Consider the following 16,555-nt stretch of genomic DNA (forward strand, 5'->3'; position numbering starts at 1 on the left):
GGACGGGGCTAGAGGCCTCGTTCAGAGGATGATCCCGAAAGTTGCAGACTTTTCGGACAAAGATCATCCACCGAAGTAAGAGAGTGGCGCATGTTTCTTTCGATCGGGTCTTTCAACCCGATCGGAACATGCGCTAGGAACACGCGGCTTCGGCACCGGAGGCGGAACGAAGCACACAACGGACAGGGCGAAAGCCGGTCCGACAGGAACCCCGGGGGAACCCATGCTAAATGGACTAGAGGCGGCCTTTTTCTACCTCTTCGCCTTTGTCGCGGTGGCGTCGGCGTTCATGGTCATTTCGGCGCGCAATCCCGTGCATTCGGTGCTGTTCCTGATCCTGACCTTCTTCAACGCTGCGGGCCTGTTCATGCTGACCGGCGCCGAGTTCCTGGCGATGATCCTGCTCGTCGTCTATGTCGGCGCGGTCATGGTGCTGTTCCTGTTCGTCGTCATGATGCTCGACGTCGATTTCGCCGAAATGAAGGAAGGCGCCCTGCAATATGCGCCGATCGGCGCGCTGGTCGGGCTGATCCTGGCGGCTGAGCTGATCGTGGTGCTCGGCGGCTATACGTTCGCGCCGCAACTGGCCGCGACGGTTTCGAAGCCCATTCCGGACCTTGCCGCGCGCTCGAACACGGCAGCGCTCGGCGACATCCTCTACACGGACTACCTCTACTATTTCCAGATTGCAGGCCTTGTGCTGCTGGTCGCCATGATCGGCGCTATCGTGCTGACGCTGCGCCACAAGCCGGGGATCAAGCGGCAGTCGATCTCAGCCCAGGTTGGCCGCACGCCGGCAACGGGAATGGAAATCCGCAAGGTCAAGACGGGCGAGGGAATCTGAGATGATCGTCGGCATCGCGCACTATCTGACCGTATCGGCGATCCTGTTCACGCTCGGCGTGTTCGGCATTTTTCTCAACCGCAGGAACATCATCGTCATCCTGATGTCGATCGAGCTGATCCTGCTCGCGGTCAACATCAATTTCGTCGCCTTCTCGGCAGCACTCGGCGATCTCGTCGGACAGGTGTTTGCGCTGTTCGTGCTGACGGTCGCAGCGGCTGAAGCGGCGATCGGCCTCGCCATTCTCGTCGTCTTCTTCCGCAACCGCGGTTCGATCGCGGTCGAAGACGTGAACATGATGAAGGGTTGACGGAAAACCACCATGTATCAGGCCATCGTCTTCCTTCCTCTGCTCGGCTTCCTGATCGTCGGCCTGTTCGGCACGTCGCTCGGCGCCAAGGCGTCCGAATACATCACCTCCGGCTTCCTGGTGATATCAGCCGTGCTGTCGTGGGTCGCCTTCTTCGCCGTCGGTTTCGGCGAGGGCGAGGTGTTCACCGTGCCGGTGTTGCGCTGGATCCAGTCGGGCGGGTTAGAGGCCGCATGGGCGCTGCGCATCGATACGCTGACGGTGGTGATGCTGGTCGTGGTCAACACGGTGTCGGCGCTGGTCCACATCTACTCGATCGGCTACATGCATCACGACCCCAACCGGCCTCGCTTCTTCGCCTATCTGTCGCTGTTCACCTTCGCCATGCTGATGCTGGTGACCGCCGACAACCTCGTGCAGATGTTCTTCGGCTGGGAAGGCGTCGGTCTCGCCTCCTACCTGCTGATCGGCTTCTGGTACAAAAAGCCGTCGGCCAATGCCGCCGCGATTAAGGCCTTCGTCGTCAACCGCGTCGGCGATTTCGGCTTTGCGCTCGGCATCTTCGGTGTGTTCGTGCTGTTCGGCTCGGTCAATCTCGGCACCATTTTCGCCAATGCCGCGACATTCATTCCGGCCGAAGGCGCCCCCGAGGGCGCTGCAGTATTGACCTTCCTCGGCTATGCGCTCGACAAGCAGGCCGCGATGACCGTCGTCTGCCTGCTTTTGTTCATGGGCGCCATGGGCAAGTCGGCCCAGGTGCCGCTGCACACCTGGCTGCCGGACGCCATGGAAGGCCCGACGCCGGTCTCTGCGCTTATCCATGCCGCCACCATGGTGACCGCCGGCGTGTTCATGCTGGCGCGGCTGTCGCCGCTGTTCGAACTGTCGCATTCGGCGCTGATCGTGGTCACCTTCATCGGCGCCTTCACCGCCTTCTTCGCGGCGACCGTCGGCCTCGTCCAGAACGACATCAAACGCGTCATCGCCTATTCGACTTGCTCGCAGCTCGGCTATATGTTCGTAGCGCTCGGCGTCGGCGCCTATGGCGCGGCGATCTTCCATCTGTTCACGCATGCCTTCTTCAAGGCGCTGTTGTTCCTCGGCTCCGGCTCGGTGATCCACGCCGTCTCCGACGAACAGGACATGCGCAGGATGGGCGGCCTCAGGACGCTCATTCCGAAGACCTACTGGATGATGGTGATCGGCACGCTGGCGCTGACCGGCGTCGGCATTCCGGTGACGGTCATCGGCACCGCCGGCTTCTTCTCCAAGGACGCGATCATCGAAAGCGCCTTTGCCGCGCACAATCCGGTTGCCGGCCTTGCCTTCGTGCTGCTGGTCGTCGCCGCCTGCTTCACCAGCTTCTATTCCTGGCGGCTGATCTTCATGACCTTCCACGGCCAGCCGCGGGCGAGCCACGAGGTCATGCACCATGTCCATGAATCGCCGCCGGTCATGCTGGTGCCGCTGTACATCCTGGCGGCGGGCGCGCTGTTCGCCGGCGTGATCTTCCATGGCGCGTTCATCGGCGAGGGCTATGCCGAGTTCTGGAAGGCGTCGCTGTTTACGCTCCCGGAAAACCACATCCTGCACGACATGCACGAAGTGCCGTTATGGGTGAAGCTGGCGCCGTTTGTCGCCATGCTGATCGGCTTTGCGATTGCCTGGCAATTCTACATCCGCGCGCCGGAAATGCCGAAGAATTTGGCGGCGCAGCATCGCGGGCTCTACGCCTTCCTGCTCAACAAGTGGTATTTCGACGAACTTTACGACCTCCTGTTCGTGCGGCCGGCAAAACGCCTCGGCCATTTTCTGTGGAAGACCGGTGACGGCACTGTCATCGACGGGCTCGGTCCGGACGGCGTTTCGGCGCGCGTCGTCGATGTCACCAACCGGGTCGTCAAGCTGCAGACCGGCTACCTCTATCACTACGCCTTCGCCATGCTGATCGGCGTTGCCGCACTCGTCACCTGGATGATGCTCTGATGACCGCCTGGCCGATCCTCTCGCTGGTCACCTTCCTGCCGCTGGTTGGTGTGCTGTTGATTCTGCTGATCAATGACGACAGCGAGAATGCCCGCCGCAACATCCGCGCCATCGCGTTGTGGACGACGAGCATCACCTTCATCATCTCGCTGTTCATCTGGACCGGGTTCGACAATTCGGAGCCTGGCTTCCAGTTCGTCGAGAAGTTTGCCTGGCTGGATTCCGGCATCTCCTACCATATGGGCGTCGACGGCATCTCCATGCTGTTCGTCATCCTGACCACCTTCCTGATGCCGCTTTGCATCCTGGCTTCGTGGGAATCGATCGAGAAACGCGTCAAGGCCTACATGATCGCCTTCCTGCTGCTGGAGACGCTCATGATCGGTGTGTTCTGCGCGCTCGACATCGTTTTGTTCTATGTCTTCTTCGAAGCCGGCCTGATCCCGATGTTCATCATCATCGGCGTGTGGGGCGGCAAGCGGCGCGTCTACGCCTCGTTCAAGTTCTTCCTCTATACGCTGGCCGGCTCTGTGCTGATGCTGCTCGCTATCATGGCGATGTTCTTCCAGTCCGGCACCACCGACATCCCGACGCTCCTGACGCACAACTTCCCGGCCAACATGCAGACCTGGCTATGGCTCGCCTTCTTCGCCTCCTTCGCCGTGAAGATGCCGATGTGGCCAGTGCACACCTGGCTGCCGGACGCCCATGTCGAGGCGCCGACGGCCGGCTCGGTGATCCTGGCCGCCATCCTGCTGAAGATGGGCGGATACGGCTTCCTGCGCTTTTCGCTGCCGATGTTTCCGATCGCCTCTGAGATGTTCGCGCCGCTGGTCTTCGCGCTGTCCGTCGTCGCCATCATCTACACCTCGCTGGTGGCGCTGATGCAGGAGGACATGAAGAAGCTGATCGCCTATTCGTCGGTCGCCCATATGGGCTTCGTCACCATGGGCATCTTCGCGATGAACCAGGAAGGCGTCCAGGGGGCAATCTTCCAGATGCTGTCGCACGGCCTCGTCTCCGGCGCGCTGTTCCTCTGTGTCGGCGTCATCTATGACCGCATGCACACGCGCGACATCGACGCCTATGGCGGGCTGGTCAACAACATGCCGAAATACGCCACCGTGTTCATGATCTTCACCATGGCCAATGTCGGCCTGCCAGGCACCAGCGGCTTCGTCGGCGAGTTCCTGACCATGCTCGGCGTGTTCCGGGTCAACACTTGGGTGGCGTTCTTCGCCGCCACCGGCGTCATCCTGTCGGCGGCCTATGCGCTCTGGCTCTATCGCCGGGTGATCTTCGGCGCGCTGACCAAGGACAGCCTGAAAGGCCTGCTCGACCTGTCGGCGCGCGAGAAGGTGATCATCTATCCGCTGGCGGCGCTGGTCATCTTCTTCGGCGTCTACCCGGCGCCGGTCTTCGATGCGACGGCCGAATCGGTCAAGGCGCTCGTCACCAATGTCACCGCATCCATCGACACCGCGCAAACCGCGGCGGCGAACTGACTAAGAGGTTTGCGAACCATGACGCCGGACCTTCTCTCCAGCCTGTCGCTTTCGACTCCAGAGCTGATCCTCGCCGTCGGCGCCCTGGCGCTGCTGATGCTCGGCGCCTATTCGCGCGCGAACACCACCACCATGGTGAGCGGCCTTGCCGTCGCCGTCCTGGTGATTGCCGGCGTCTGGACGATCTTTTCCACCGGGCAGGGCAATGCCTATGGCGAGGCCTTTGTCCAGGATCCCTTCGCCCGCTTCATGAAGGTGCTGGCGCTGATCGGGTCGGCGGTGACGCTGGTCATGTCGATGCGCTTTGCCAAGGCGGAGCATTTCGACAAGTTCGAATATCCGGTGCTGATCCTGCTGTGCACGCTCGGCATGATGCTGATGATCTCGGCTAACGGCATGATCGGGCTTTATCTCGGCCTCGAATTGCAGTCGCTGGCGATTTATGTGCTGGCGGCGATCAACCGGGACAATCTGCGCTCGACCGAGGCGGGGTTGAAATATTTCGTCCTCGGCGCGCTGTCGTCAGGCATGCTGCTTTACGGCATCAGCCTCGTCTACGGCTACACCGGCAACACCGGGTTCCAGGAGATCGCCACGGCGTTGGGCGGCGGCGAGCGGCAGCTTGGCCTCGTCTTTGGCCTGGTCTTCGTGCTGGCCGGCCTCGCCTTCAAGATATCGGCGGTGCCGTTCCACATGTGGACGCCCGACGTCTATGAGGGCGCGCCGACGCCGGTGACGGCCTTCCTCGCGGCGGCGCCGAAGATGGCGGCAATGGCGCTGATCGTGCGCGTCACAATGGGCGCGTTCAAGCCGATCGCCGCCGACTGGCAGCAGATCATCGTCTTCATCTCGATCGCTTCGATGGCGCTCGGCGCCTTCGCGGCCATCGGCCAGACCAACATCAAGCGGCTGATGGCCTATTCCTCGATCGGCCATATGGGCTACGCGCTGGTCGGTCTCGCCGCCAACAGCCAAGCCGGCGTGCGCGGCGTCGCCATCTACATGCTGATCTATCTGGTTATGACGCTCGGCACCTTCGCCTTCATCCTCGCCATGCGGCGCAAGGATGGCAATGTCGAACAGATCAGCGATCTCGCCGGCCTGTCGTCGACCAATCCGATCATGGCGACGATCCTCACCATCCTGATGTTCTCGCTGGCCGGCATCCCGCCGCTCGCCGGCTTCTGGGGGAAGTGGTACGTGTTCCTCGCCGCCATCAACGCCAACCTCTACGCGCTGGCGATCATCGGCGTGCTGGCCTCGGTAGTGGGCGCCTATTATTATCTGCGCATCATCAAGATCATGTGGTTCGACGAACCGGTCGGCGGCTTCGTGCCGATGGCGACCGAACTTCGCGTGGTGCTCGGCGTCTGCGGCGCCTTCGTGCTGTTCTATGTGCTGATCGGCGGGCCGATCGGCACCTATGCCGAAGCCGCCGCCAAGACGTTTTTCTGACGGGATGGCATTTCGGCTGGCTCCAACAGCGGCCTCGGAAGGGTTCCGGCTCGAGGCACATGATACCGTCGGTTCCACTAATGCGCTGGCGCTGGACCATGCGCGGGCGGGAGATCCGGGCAAGCTCTGGGTCGTTTCAAAAAAACAGGAAAGCGGACGTGGCCGGCGCGGCCGGGTCTGGGCGACGCCCGAGGGCAATCTGGCGGCAACGCTGCTGGTGGTCACCAATGCCGAGCTTCGCTTGGCCGCGACACTCGGCTTCGTCGCCGGCCTGGCGCTGGCCGATGCGCTCGACGCCGTCGTGCCGAAGGGCAGGATCGCAATCGGCCTCGACGGCGGCAGCGATGGAAGAAACCGTTTCGAGCTGAAATGGCCGAACGATGTGCTCGCCTCCGGCGCCAAGCTTGCCGGCATCCTGCTGGAAACGGCGATACTCGAAGGCGATCGCTTCGCGGTGGCTGTGGGCATCGGCGTCAATGTTGTGGCTTATCCCAAGGATTTGCCTTATCCGGCGACATCGCTCAGCGCGCTGGGCGCTGCTTGCGATGCCGAGACGTTGTTTCTGGCGCTGTCGGATGCCTGGAGCGAGAATGCGCGGCTGTGGAATGATGGGCGCGGGCTTTCCGCCGTCAGGCGGCGCTGGCTGGCGCGCGCGGCAGGGCTTGGCGGGCAGGTTGCTGTCAGAATTGACGGTAATGTGGTGCGCGGCACGTTCGAGACCATTGACGAGGACTGCCGTTTCGTGATCCGCGACGATAAGGGTTCGGTTCTGACGATCGCCGCCGGCGACGTGCATTTCGGTGCGGTCGCGTCGGCCCAGGTTTGACGGGTCAGGTTTGACGGGCCCCAGTTTTGAAGGGCCTGGCTTGACCGCCAGGAAAGGAAAGATCATGGCGACAGCGGAAAACGCCGAACTCGTCTTCGTGCCGCTCGGCGGCGTCGGCGAGATCGGCATGAACTTCGCTCTCTATGGCTACGGCCCGGTCAATGCGCGCGAATGGATCGTTGTCGATGTCGGGGTCACGTTTCCCGATGCCAGCCTGCCTGGCGTCGACCTGGTGCTGCCCGACACGCGCTTCATCGAGGAGAGCGTCGCCAATCTGCGCGGCATCATCATTACGCACGCGCATGAGGACCATTACGGCGCGCTGCTCGATACATGGCCGAAGCTCAAGGCGCCGGTCTGGATGACGCCGTTCGGGGCCGGATTGCTGGAAGCCAAGCGGCAGGGCGAGCAGGGCGCACCGAAGATCCCGGTGACGATCTACCGCGCCGGCGAAAAATTCAGTGTCGGCCCGTTCGAGATCGAGGCCATCCCTGTCGCGCATTCGATCCCCGAACCGATGTCGCTGGCGATCACCTCGCCGGCCGGCACCGTCATCCACACCGGCGACTGGAAGATCGATCCGGCGCCGACGATCGGGCCGATGACCGACGAGGCCCGCTTCCGCGCCTATGGCGACAACGGCGTGCTGGCGCTGATCTGCGATTCCACCAATGCGCTGCGGGAAGGGGAGTCGCCGTCGGAAGTGGCGGTGGGCGAGGGCCTCAAGGGCGTCATCCAGAGCGCCAAGGGCCGTGTCGCGGTCACCACTTTTTCCTCCAATGTCGGGCGCATCGTCTCCATTGCCAAGGCGGCACGCGACGCCGGCCGCCAGTGCCTGGTGCTCGGCCGCTCGCTGAAGCGCGTCATCGATGTTGCCGGCGAGCTCGGCTATATGGACGGGCTGCCCGAATTCATCGCCGAGGAGGATTTTGGGTTCATCCCGCGCGAAAACCTCGTCATCATCTGCACCGGCAGCCAGGGCGAGCCGCTTGCGGCATTGGCAAAACTGTCGCGCGAGGAGATGAAATCGGTGTCGCTGACAGCAGGCGACACGGTGGTGTTTTCCTCGCGCACTATTCCCGGCAACGAGAAGGGTATCCTCGAGATCAAGAACCGGCTGATCGATCTCGGCATCAAGATCATCGAGGACGGCGATGCGCTGGTGCACGTCTCCGGCCATCCGCGCCGCAGCGAATTGCGCAAGATGTATCAATGGGTGCGCCCGCAGATCGGCGTGCCGGTGCATGGCGAGGCGGCGCATCTGGTAGCGCAGGGGTCGCTGATGTCGGTGTCGGGCATCGGCCAGGTGGCGCAGGTCCGCGACGGCGACATGCTGCGGCTCTATCCCGGTGCGGCGACGATCATCGACCAGGTGCCATTCGGCCGTATCTACAAGGACGGCAGGCTGATCGGCACCGACCAGGCGATGGGCATTCGCGACCGGCGCAAGCTGTCCTTTGCCGGCCATGTCGCGGTCAATGTCGTGCTCGACGACAAGTATGAGCTCGCCGGCGATCCCGATCTGGTCGCCATCGGCGTCGCCGAGGCCGACGCCCGCGGCGAGAGCCTGGAAGACCTAATGATCGATGCGGCAATCGGCGCCGTGGACTCCATCCCCCGTCAGCGCCGAAGAGATCTCGACCTCGTGCAGGAGGCAGTGCGCCGCGCCGTCCGCGGCGCCGCCAATGAAGCGTGGGGCAAGAAGCCGCTGGTGACGGTGTTCGTCACGCGGTAACTTTCGGAGCACGCTATGCTCGGACGCCTGAACCATGTCGCGCTTGCTGTGCCGGATCTGGCCGCGGCGACAGCGGCCTATCGCGATACGCTCGGCGCTCAGGTGAGCCCGCCGCAGGCGCTGCCGGAGCATGGCGTGACGGTGGTGTTCGTCGATGTCGGCAACACCAAGATCGAATTGCTGGAGCCGCTCGGCGAGGATTCGCCGATCGCGGCATTCCTCGAGAAGAACCCCTCGGGCGGCATGCATCATGTCTGCTACGAGGTCGACGACATTCTTGCCGCGCGTGATCATCTCAAGGCCAGCGGCGCCCGCGTCCTTGGCGACGCCGACCCGAAGATCGGCGCGCATGGCAAGCCGGTGCTGTTCCTGCATCCCAAGGATTTCTTCGGCACGCTGGTCGAACTGGAGCAAGCATGAGCTGGGTTTCGTTTCTCGCCCTGTTCTTCATCACATGGTGGGTAGTGCTGTTCGCCATCCTGCCGTTCAGTCTGAGGACGCAGGACGAGGATGAGGACGTGACGCTGGGCACTGTACCCAGCGCGCCGCGCGGATCGCATATGCTGCGCGCCGTGCTGCGGACGACAATCGTCACGATGGTTCTTCTTGGCATCTTCTATGGCATTACGAGGGGGCTCGGCCTCGGCATCGACGACATCCCGCACATCGTGCCGGATTTTAGCCAGAAACCCGAAAATTAGACCGCCGGGCGCGGCTGGTCACATCTTGCATGCAAGCACCAATCCGGGCTGGAAGCCGATACAGGTTCCGAACCCGCTGTGCTGGCGCTTGGTAAAGTGGTCTAGCAATTTGTCGTGCTAACAAGATGATTGCACAAAAAAAATGCAAGGCACGAGGCCTTGCAATTTAAACGCGTCCGATCTGTTTCCGGTGTCCGGCGGCAGCGAGTAACCGCGCCTAGATCGCATCCTCCCAAGACTTTGACCGCGTAGGAGGGCAGATTTCTTTCCGCCCTCTCGGTTATCGGGGCACATTAGACCAAGGCGGGTGAAAATGTCACGCAGAATTTTGCCTGGAAATAAGCAATCTCGTGCTGCAGTGCACAATAGTGTGGCAGGCGTTGCTTGCGAAACGACCAGCAAGGCGGATGCGGCACTGCGGTGCCCTTTGCGACACCCGATGGGCGGGTTTCCATTCCGTCATGAAATGGCTATGAAGCCGGGGCAGGCAAGCCTGCGCTGCGCCGATTCCGGTGCGGCAATCCTCTCTCTTACGGACCAGTCCATGCGTTTGTCGCGCTATTTCCTGCCTATCCTTAAAGAAAATCCGCGCGAGGCCGAAATCGTCTCGCACCGGCTTATGCTACGCGCCGGCATGATCCGCCAGCAGGGGCAAGGCAGTTTTTCCTGGCTGCCGTTCGGCAAAAGGGTGCTGGACAAGGTCTGCCGGATCATTCGAGAGGAGCAGGACCGGGCCGGCGCGCTCGAGATCCTGATGCCGACCATCCAGTTCGCCGAGCTGTGGCGCGAAAGCGGTCGCTATGACGACTATGGCAAGGAGATGTTGCGCATCAAGGACCGGCAAGACCGGGACATGCTCTACGGTCCGACCAACGAGGAGGTGGTCACCGAGATTTTCCGCGCCTACGTGAAGTCCTATAAGGATCTGCCGCTCAATCTCTATCACATCCAGTGGAAATTCCGCGACGAGGTGCGGCCGCGCTTCGGCGTCATGCGCTCGCGCGAGTTTCTGATGAAGGACGCCTATTCCTTCGATCTCGACTTCGAAGGCGCCAAGGCGGCCTACAACAGGATGTTCGTGTCCTATCTCAGGACGTTCACGCGCATGGGGCTGCAGGCAATCCCGATGCGTGCCGACACCGGGCCGATCGGCGGCGACCTCAGCCACGAATTCATCATCCTGGCCGACACCGGCGAGAGCCAGGTTTATTGCCATCGCAACTATCTCGCGCTTGATGTGCCGGGTGCCGACACGGACTTCTCCAACGATGCCGAGATCGGCGAGATCGTCAAGACATGGACGACGCCCTATGCCGCGACCGACGAGATGCACGACGAGGCCGCGTGGGAGAAGGTTGCGACAAGCGACCGGGTCTCGGCGCGCGGCATCGAGGTCGGCCACATCTTCCATTTCGGCGACAAATATTCGAAGCCGATGGGCGCCAAGGTGACAGGGCCCGACGGAAAGGATCATTTTGCCTCCGGGGGTTCCTACGGGATCGGCCCGACGCGGCTGGTCGCGGCGATCATCGAGGCCAGCCACGACGACAACGGCATCATCTGGCCGGAGGCGGTGGCGCCTTTCGACGTCGGCCTGATCAACATGAAGGCCGGCGACGCCGAGTGCGACCGCGTCTGCGACGAACTTCATGCGGCGTTTGTCGCCGTCGGCAAGGACGTGCTCTACGACGACACCGATCAGCGGCCGGGCGGCAAGTTCGCCACCGCCGACCTGATCGGCCTGCCGTGGCAGGTGATTGTCGGGCCGCGCGGCGTGGCGGCCGGCGAGGTCGAAATCAAGAACCGCAGGACCGGCGAGCGCGAGACGCTGCCGATCGTAGACGCGAAGAAGCGCTTCGGTTTTGCCGCATGAGCGAAGCGGCAGTAGCGAAACCCCCGGCCGCGGGACCTTTTTCCGTCTTCGAACGCATGGTCGCGTGGCGCTATCTGCGCTCGCGCCGCAAGGAGACGGTGATCTCCGTCATCGCCTCGATCTCGTTCCTCGGCATCATGCTGGGCGTCGCCACGCTGATCGTCGTGATGGCCGTCATGAACGGGTTTCGCGCCGAGCTCCTGACGCGCATCCTCGGCGTCAATGGCCATCTGATCGTGCAGCCGCTCGACATGCCGCTGGAGGACTATGCGCAGGTCGCCAGCCGCATCAACGGCGTGCCCGGCGTCCAGTACGCCATTCCGCTGATCGACGGGCAGGTGCTGGCGCAAGGCAATATCGGCGGCGGGTCAGGGGCGCTGGTTCGCGGCATACGCGGCGAGGATCTCGTTAAAATTTCGATCGTCGCCAACAATATCAAGCAGGGCTCGATCGCCGGCTTCGACACAAGCGAGGGCGTCGCCATCGGCAGCCGAATGGCCGACAATCTCGGTCTTGTGCTCGGCGACACGATCACGCTGATCGCGCCCGACGGCGATGTCACGCCGCTCGGCACGACACCCCGCATGAAGGGTTACCCGATCACGGCGATCTTCGAAGTCGGCATGTCGGAATATGACAGCTCCATCGTCTATATGCCGTTTTCGGAAGCACAGCTCTATTTCAACATGGATGGCCGAGCTCAGGCGATCGAGATCTATGTCGACAATCCCGACAATGTCGACGCGCTGAAACCGAAGATCGAAGAGGCGTCGCAGCGGCCGATCACCATGGTCGATTGGCGAGAACGCAACAGGACATTCTTCGATGCGCTGCAAGTGGAGCGCAACGTCATGTTCATGATCTTGACGCTGATCGTGCTGGTTGCAGCGCTCAACATCATTTCGGGCCTGATCATGCTGGTAAAGGACAAGGGCCACGACATCGCCATCCTGCGCACCATGGGCGCCACCCGCGGCGCGATCCTGCGCATATTCCTGATGACGGGCGCGGCGATCGGCGTGGTGGGCACCATCGCCGGCGTGCTGCTCGGCGTTGTAATCTGCCTGAACGTCGAGCGAATCCGCCAGTTCTTCTCCTGGCTGGCCGGCGAGAGGCTGTTCAATCCCGAGCTCTATTTCCTGAGCCAGCTGCCTGCCCGCATGGATGCCAGCGAGACGATCTCGGTGATCCTGATGGCGCTGGTGCTGTCGTTCCTGGCGACGCTGTTTCCGGCATGGCGCGCGGCCAGGCTCGATCCGGTCGAAGCGCTGAGGTACGAATGACTGCCGAGGCCATTATCGAGTTGAAGAGCGTCGAGCGGCACTATGTCCAGGGGCCGCGCAAGCTCACCATCCTCAACGGCGCCGATTTTTCGCTGAAGCGCGGCGAGATCGTGGCGCTGGTGGCGCCGTCGGGAACCGGCAAATCGACGCTGTTGCACACCGCCGGACTGCTGGAGCGGCCGGACGCCGGCGACGTGATTCTGGCAGGCCGCGCCTGCGGGCGGCTTTCCGACGACGAGCGCACGGCGATCCGCCGTAACGATGTCGGCTTCGTCTATCAGTTCCATCACCTGCTGCCGGAGTTCACGGCGCTGGAAAACATCATGATGCCGCAACTGATAAAAGGGCTGACGCGCAAGGAGGCTGCCGAGCGGTCGGCGCAACTGCTCGACTACATGCAGATCGGCAAGCGCGCGCAGCACCGCCCCTCCGAACTGTCCGGCGGCGAGCAGCAGCGCGTCGCCATTGCGCGCGCCGTCGCCAATGCGCCGCTGGTGCTGCTTGCCGACGAGCCGACCGGCAATCTCGATCCGGTCACCGCCTCCTATGTGTTCGAGGCACTGGGAGCGCTGGTCCGGCAGTCGGGCTTGGCGGCGCTGATCGCCACCCACAACCACGAGCTTGCCTCGCGCATGGACCGTCGCGTCACGCTGGCCGACGGCAAGGTTGTTCCGCTTTAGGGATCTCGCACAGCGCTCCCCTTGTCGACGGCTTCGCTGCGGTCGCAAATGTGCGCCGCGCTGGCGGCAGGCCTGACGCGTCGCTGTCCGCCGCCCGCGCCCGACCGGGGCTTAGCGCGGGCCATGCCGACCGCCATAGAAGATTTCTGACGTCGCACCGATGATTTCCGCCCGTCTGTGTTGTCCTTATCAATGGGCGCGCCTGGATGGTCCAGCGGCCCGGATAGCAAGGTGGTCCATGAGATTGTTACAAGGTCGGAATCTCGTCGTCGTTGGAGGCAGCCGTGGTGTCGGCCGCTCAATCGCAGAAGCCGCCCTCAGCGAGAGAGCGACGGTCATGGCTGTCGCCCGCGGCGAGTCGGCGCTGGCGCAATTTGCCTGGGAAACTCCGGGCGTGAAGACGTTCGCGGTCGACGCAACCGTCGAGTCCGCCCCTGACGAGGTCTTTGCCGCGCTGGAGCCGGACGCCCTGGTGATCTGCGCGGGTGCCCTTGCCCCCTCGGCGCCCCTATATGAACAGAACTGGAAGGCGTTCTCCGCAAACTGGGAGACGGACGTCAAGATATCGTTCCTGTTTTGCAAGGCCGCGCTCCGACGTCCGCTCAAACCGGGCGCCCGGATCATTCTGATCTCCAGTGGCGCAGCCTTGACCGGGGGGCCACCGAATTCCGGCGGCTATGCCGGCGCAAAACGCATGCAGATGTTCCTGGCCGGTCATAGCCAAAAGGAATCGGATCGGCTCGGCCTCGACCTGCGCTTCATGGCGCTTGCGCCTATGCGCATCATGCCAGGGACCGGCGTGGGCGACGCCGGCATCGAGAGCATTTCGGCCTATATGGGCATCCGGCCGATGGAGTTCATCGCGGGCATGCTAGACATGCAAACGCCGGCCGAAGTGGGACGTGCGGTGGTCGCACTCGCCACCCAAAAACCGCAAGGATGTTCCTTCGCAGTGAGCGGTAGCGGGCTTGCGCCGGCGGGCTGAGGCGCGCGTAATGCAAACCGGACTCAAAAATGCCGGATCCGCATGACAGACGCCCAGGCACCTCTCAAGCCGATACGCCAGCCGGGCCAGCCGATCCTGGATCGACTGGCCTTCGAGCAGTTCACGGCGGCCCATCGCCGGGAACTTAAGCTCCATTGCTATCGCATGATGGGTTCGCTGCACGAGGCGGACGACCTCGTCCAGGACACGTTTCTGCGCGCCTGGCGTGCAAGGGCGGAGTTCGACGGGCGGGGTTCGATTCGCGGTTGGCTCTACACGATCGCGACCAACTCTTGCCTCAACGCCCTCAAGGCCAGATCGAGGACGCGTCGCATTCTCCAGCAGCCGGGACGGCCGGCCTTCCACGGGCGGGCCACAGACGGGCCTGCAGCCGAGGTCACCTGGTTGGAGCCTTACCCGGATGCGGAGCTGCCAGGCCTCACAGATGGTGAGCCGGGTCCGGAAGCGCGCTACGAGACTCGCGAAGCCGTCCAGCTCGCCTTCCTCGCCGCGATCCAGGACCTGCCACCCAGGCAGCGCGCCGCTCTACTGCTTTCCGACGTGCTGGGATGGTCGGCTGCCGAGACGGCGGGACTGCTGGGTGGATCGACAGCTTCGATCAACAGCGCATTGCAGCGGGCCCGCGCAACCCTCGCGGCGCGATATCCAGAGGGACGTCCCATGCGGCGATCGAAGCCCGGCCGGGAAGAAGGCCTGCTGCTCGAACGTTACATGCAGGCCTGGCAGTCCGCCAATCTCGACAGCCTGATCGAGCTGCTGCGGGAGGACGCCACCTATCGCATGCCGCCCTGGCGGGAATGGTATCAAGGACGCGCGGCGATCCGCGGTTTCCTCGAGACCATCTGGGGTAACTTTGCGGGCTTCCGCACCATGGCAACAGGTGCCAATGCCCAGCCGGCAGTCGGTGTCTATTCCCGCAGCCACAATGACCCTGCGTGGCGAGCCCATTCCCTGCATGTGATCGAGCCCGCTGACGGCGGAATCGCGGCTCTGACGGTCTATGTGCCGCCTCTCGGCCCGAAATTGTTTCCGGCCTTCGGCCTGCCGCCGGCCTAGTGTCATGTTTAGAAGGCCTGGACCTCACATTCCCCAACGGGCCGACCTCGAGCCGCATTTTCCGGCAGGCGGTCACGGTGGGCTCTCAACGTTTCCTTAACCTTGCCGAACTGAGCGCCGGAATTGCGCGGCCGCTCGGATTGCGGCCGGTGACATTTGAAAAAAATTAGAACAAAAAACGAACATACTGAAAACATGAGAGTGTTATGCCCGACCTTGTTCAGGATGTCGTGTCACTGGTGTGCATGAGCACGTTTCTCATTTCCATGGCGATCTGGATCGGAGCGATGTGAGGCAGCGCTGAAAGACGTGGCTCAAACGCTGACGTTCTTCACGGGGTGGGGGCAGCCGTCGGAGCTCGGTGGTTCAGTGCTGCTTTGTCAGCCGGCCTTGCGGGCCGCTTCGACAAGCAAAGGTGCCGCGGGTCCGAAGATGTCCTCGAAGGCGGATTTCAGCGCGAGATCGAGGTCGGCCATCGCCAAGGGAAGGCCGAGGTCGACTAGGCTGGTGACGCCGTGATCCTGCACACCGCACGGCACGATGCCGCTAAAGTGGCTGAGATCCGGCTCGACATTAATGGCGATGCCGTGAAAGCTCACCCAGCGCCTCAGCCTGATGCCGATGGCGGCGATCTTGTCCTCGGCCGGCGAGCCGTCGGGTCGGACCGGGCGATCCGGCCGCACCACCCAGACGCCGACGCGGTCCTCGCGCCGTTCACCGCGCACGTTGAAGGTGGCGAGCGTGCCGATGATCCATTGTTCGAGCGCCGCGACGAAGGCGCGGACATCCTCGCGCCGCCGCTTCAGGTCGAGCATCACATAAGCGACGCGCTGGCCCGGCCCATGATAGGTGTATTCGCCGCCGCGCCCGGCCGCGAATACCGGAAAACGGTCCGGCTCGATCAGGTCATCGATGCGGGCGCTGGTGCCAGCGGTGTAGAGCGGCGGGTGCTCGACCAGCCAGACCATCTCGCCGGCAGCGCCGCTTCGGATCGCTTCGGCACGCGCCTCCATGACGGCAAGCGCATCCGGATAGGCGGTGAGGCCGGGTTCGATCCGCCATTCGACCGGTGCCGAACCGGGCAGGGGCAGGAACGACGTGGCGATCTGGCTACGTTCTGTCATGGCGTGTCTCGTGTCGCCTCACATATGGCGGCAATCGGCTGAAACGTCCAGTTCCGAGCGCGTTCCACCCCTTTGGAGCGTTATGCCGAATCTCGGGCAATTATTGCGCGACGCGCCCTTGTTTCGCCGGAAACGATTTGCTACACGCCGCGAGCCGGTTCGTTTCGGCTC

At 63.1% G+C, this 16,555-nt stretch carries 15 protein-coding genes; 14 read left to right on the top strand and 1 reads right to left on the bottom strand.

Features of this window, described 5'->3' with window-relative positions; all coding sequences use genetic code 11:
- The first annotated feature begins 223 nt into the window (after positions 1-223).
- The 14 genes from A9K68_RS15415 (at position 224) to A9K68_RS15480 (ending at position 15,260) form a co-directional block, all read left to right on the top strand.
- Positions 224-844, top strand: coding sequence for an NADH-quinone oxidoreductase subunit J (locus tag A9K68_RS15415; protein ID WP_029352049.1), 621 nt, complete (start codon positions 224-226; stop codon positions 842-844).
- A 1-nt stretch (position 845) separates the two neighbouring features.
- A complete protein-coding gene (gene nuoK / locus A9K68_RS15420; protein WP_029352048.1) occupies positions 846-1,154 on the top strand; it encodes an NADH-quinone oxidoreductase subunit NuoK in 309 nt (102 codons plus the stop codon).
- Between the two features lie 12 nt (positions 1,155-1,166).
- Positions 1,167-3,140 carry an NADH-quinone oxidoreductase subunit L gene (gene nuoL, locus A9K68_RS15425; RefSeq protein WP_065012302.1) on the top strand — a complete coding sequence of 658 codons (1,974 nt, stop codon included), beginning with the start codon at positions 1,167-1,169 and terminating at the stop codon, positions 3,138-3,140.
- A complete protein-coding gene (locus tag A9K68_RS15430; protein WP_065012301.1) occupies positions 3,140-4,645 on the top strand; it encodes an NADH-quinone oxidoreductase subunit M in 1,506 nt (501 codons plus the stop codon). The genes nuoL and A9K68_RS15430 overlap by 1 nt, the downstream gene beginning before the upstream one ends.
- Before the next feature lie 18 nt (positions 4,646-4,663).
- Entirely contained in the window at positions 4,664-6,100 is a 1,437-nt protein-coding gene (gene nuoN / locus A9K68_RS15435) for an NADH-quinone oxidoreductase subunit NuoN (protein ID WP_065012300.1), read from the top strand.
- Positions 6,101-6,104: 4 nt separating this feature from the next.
- Positions 6,105-6,926 carry a biotin--[acetyl-CoA-carboxylase] ligase gene (locus A9K68_RS15440; protein WP_065012299.1) on the top strand — a complete coding sequence of 274 codons (822 nt, stop codon included), beginning with the start codon at positions 6,105-6,107 and terminating at the stop codon, positions 6,924-6,926.
- A gap of 64 nt (positions 6,927-6,990) precedes the next feature.
- Positions 6,991-8,661, top strand: a complete 1,671-nt coding sequence (locus tag A9K68_RS15445; protein WP_065012358.1) for a ribonuclease J — start codon at positions 6,991-6,993, stop codon at positions 8,659-8,661.
- Positions 8,662-8,676: 15 nt separating this feature from the next.
- On the top strand, positions 8,677-9,081 hold the full coding sequence (gene mce / locus A9K68_RS15450; RefSeq protein WP_029352037.1) for a methylmalonyl-CoA epimerase: 405 nt from the start codon (positions 8,677-8,679) through the stop codon (positions 9,079-9,081).
- Entirely contained in the window at positions 9,078-9,362 is a 285-nt protein-coding gene (locus A9K68_RS15455; protein WP_065012298.1) for a DUF1467 family protein, read from the top strand. Before mce ends, A9K68_RS15455 begins: the two co-directional genes overlap by 4 nt.
- 544 nt (positions 9,363-9,906) lie before the next feature.
- Positions 9,907-11,235: a proline--tRNA ligase gene (gene proS / locus A9K68_RS15460; protein ID WP_065012357.1), complete on the top strand. Its 1,329-nt coding sequence runs from the start codon at positions 9,907-9,909 to the stop codon at positions 11,233-11,235.
- Positions 11,232-12,518, top strand: a complete 1,287-nt coding sequence (locus A9K68_RS15465; protein ID WP_065012297.1) for a lipoprotein-releasing ABC transporter permease subunit — start codon at positions 11,232-11,234, stop codon at positions 12,516-12,518. Before proS ends, A9K68_RS15465 begins: the two co-directional genes overlap by 4 nt.
- On the top strand, positions 12,515-13,198 hold the full coding sequence (locus A9K68_RS15470; RefSeq protein WP_065012296.1) for an ABC transporter ATP-binding protein: 684 nt from the start codon (positions 12,515-12,517) through the stop codon (positions 13,196-13,198). Before A9K68_RS15465 ends, A9K68_RS15470 begins: the two co-directional genes overlap by 4 nt.
- Before the next feature lie 160 nt (positions 13,199-13,358).
- The gene (locus A9K68_RS15475) at positions 13,359-14,183 is read left to right on the top strand and encodes an SDR family oxidoreductase (protein ID WP_246811383.1); all 825 of its coding nucleotides are present in this window, start codon (positions 13,359-13,361) and stop codon (positions 14,181-14,183) included.
- Between the two features lie 42 nt (positions 14,184-14,225).
- Positions 14,226-15,260 carry an RNA polymerase subunit sigma-70 gene (locus tag A9K68_RS15480; RefSeq protein ID WP_065012294.1) on the top strand — a complete coding sequence of 345 codons (1,035 nt, stop codon included), beginning with the start codon at positions 14,226-14,228 and terminating at the stop codon, positions 15,258-15,260.
- Between the two features lie 380 nt (positions 15,261-15,640).
- Here the strand turns inward: A9K68_RS15480 and lipB are convergent, their stop codons facing one another.
- Positions 15,641-16,384 (bottom strand): lipoyl(octanoyl) transferase LipB, encoded by a 744-nt coding sequence (gene lipB / locus A9K68_RS15485; RefSeq protein ID WP_065012293.1) that lies wholly within the window; start codon positions 16,382-16,384, stop codon positions 15,641-15,643.
- Positions 16,385-16,555: the final 171 nt, after the last annotated feature.

It is taken from the genome of Mesorhizobium sp. AA22, assembly GCF_001672375.2.
Taxonomy (GTDB): Bacteria; Pseudomonadota; Alphaproteobacteria; order Rhizobiales; family Rhizobiaceae; genus Mesorhizobium; species Mesorhizobium wenxiniae.

What these genes read in the sequence shown, in the direction of transcription:
- A9K68_RS15415 (WP_029352049.1), top strand. Translation starts at nt 224, where the DNA reads ATGCTAAATGGACTAGAGGCGGCCTTTTTCTACCTCTTCGCCTTTGTC.
- A9K68_RS15470 (WP_065012296.1), top strand. Translation starts at nt 12,515, where the DNA reads ATGACTGCCGAGGCCATTATCGAGTTGAAGAGCGTCGAGCGGCACTAT.
- A9K68_RS15465 (WP_065012297.1), top strand. Translation starts at nt 11,232, where the DNA reads ATGAGCGAAGCGGCAGTAGCGAAACCCCCGGCCGCGGGACCTTTTTCC.
- A9K68_RS15440 (WP_065012299.1), top strand. Translation starts at nt 6,105, where the DNA reads ATGGCATTTCGGCTGGCTCCAACAGCGGCCTCGGAAGGGTTCCGGCTC.
- nuoL (WP_065012302.1), top strand. Translation starts at nt 1,167, where the DNA reads ATGTATCAGGCCATCGTCTTCCTTCCTCTGCTCGGCTTCCTGATCGTC.
- A9K68_RS15480 (WP_065012294.1), top strand. Translation starts at nt 14,226, where the DNA reads ATGACAGACGCCCAGGCACCTCTCAAGCCGATACGCCAGCCGGGCCAG.
- A9K68_RS15475 (WP_246811383.1), top strand. Translation starts at nt 13,359, where the DNA reads ATGATTTCCGCCCGTCTGTGTTGTCCTTATCAATGGGCGCGCCTGGAT.
- proS (WP_065012357.1), top strand. Translation starts at nt 9,907, where the DNA reads ATGCGTTTGTCGCGCTATTTCCTGCCTATCCTTAAAGAAAATCCGCGC.
- nuoK (WP_029352048.1), top strand. Translation starts at nt 846, where the DNA reads ATGATCGTCGGCATCGCGCACTATCTGACCGTATCGGCGATCCTGTTC.
- A9K68_RS15445 (WP_065012358.1), top strand. Translation starts at nt 6,991, where the DNA reads ATGGCGACAGCGGAAAACGCCGAACTCGTCTTCGTGCCGCTCGGCGGC.
- nuoN (WP_065012300.1), top strand. Translation starts at nt 4,664, where the DNA reads ATGACGCCGGACCTTCTCTCCAGCCTGTCGCTTTCGACTCCAGAGCTG.
- mce (WP_029352037.1), top strand. Translation starts at nt 8,677, where the DNA reads ATGCTCGGACGCCTGAACCATGTCGCGCTTGCTGTGCCGGATCTGGCC.
- A9K68_RS15455 (WP_065012298.1), top strand. Translation starts at nt 9,078, where the DNA reads ATGAGCTGGGTTTCGTTTCTCGCCCTGTTCTTCATCACATGGTGGGTA.
- A9K68_RS15430 (WP_065012301.1), top strand. Translation starts at nt 3,140, where the DNA reads ATGACCGCCTGGCCGATCCTCTCGCTGGTCACCTTCCTGCCGCTGGTT.
- lipB (WP_065012293.1), bottom strand. Translation starts at nt 16,384, where the DNA reads ATGACAGAACGTAGCCAGATCGCCACGTCGTTCCTGCCCCTGCCCGGT.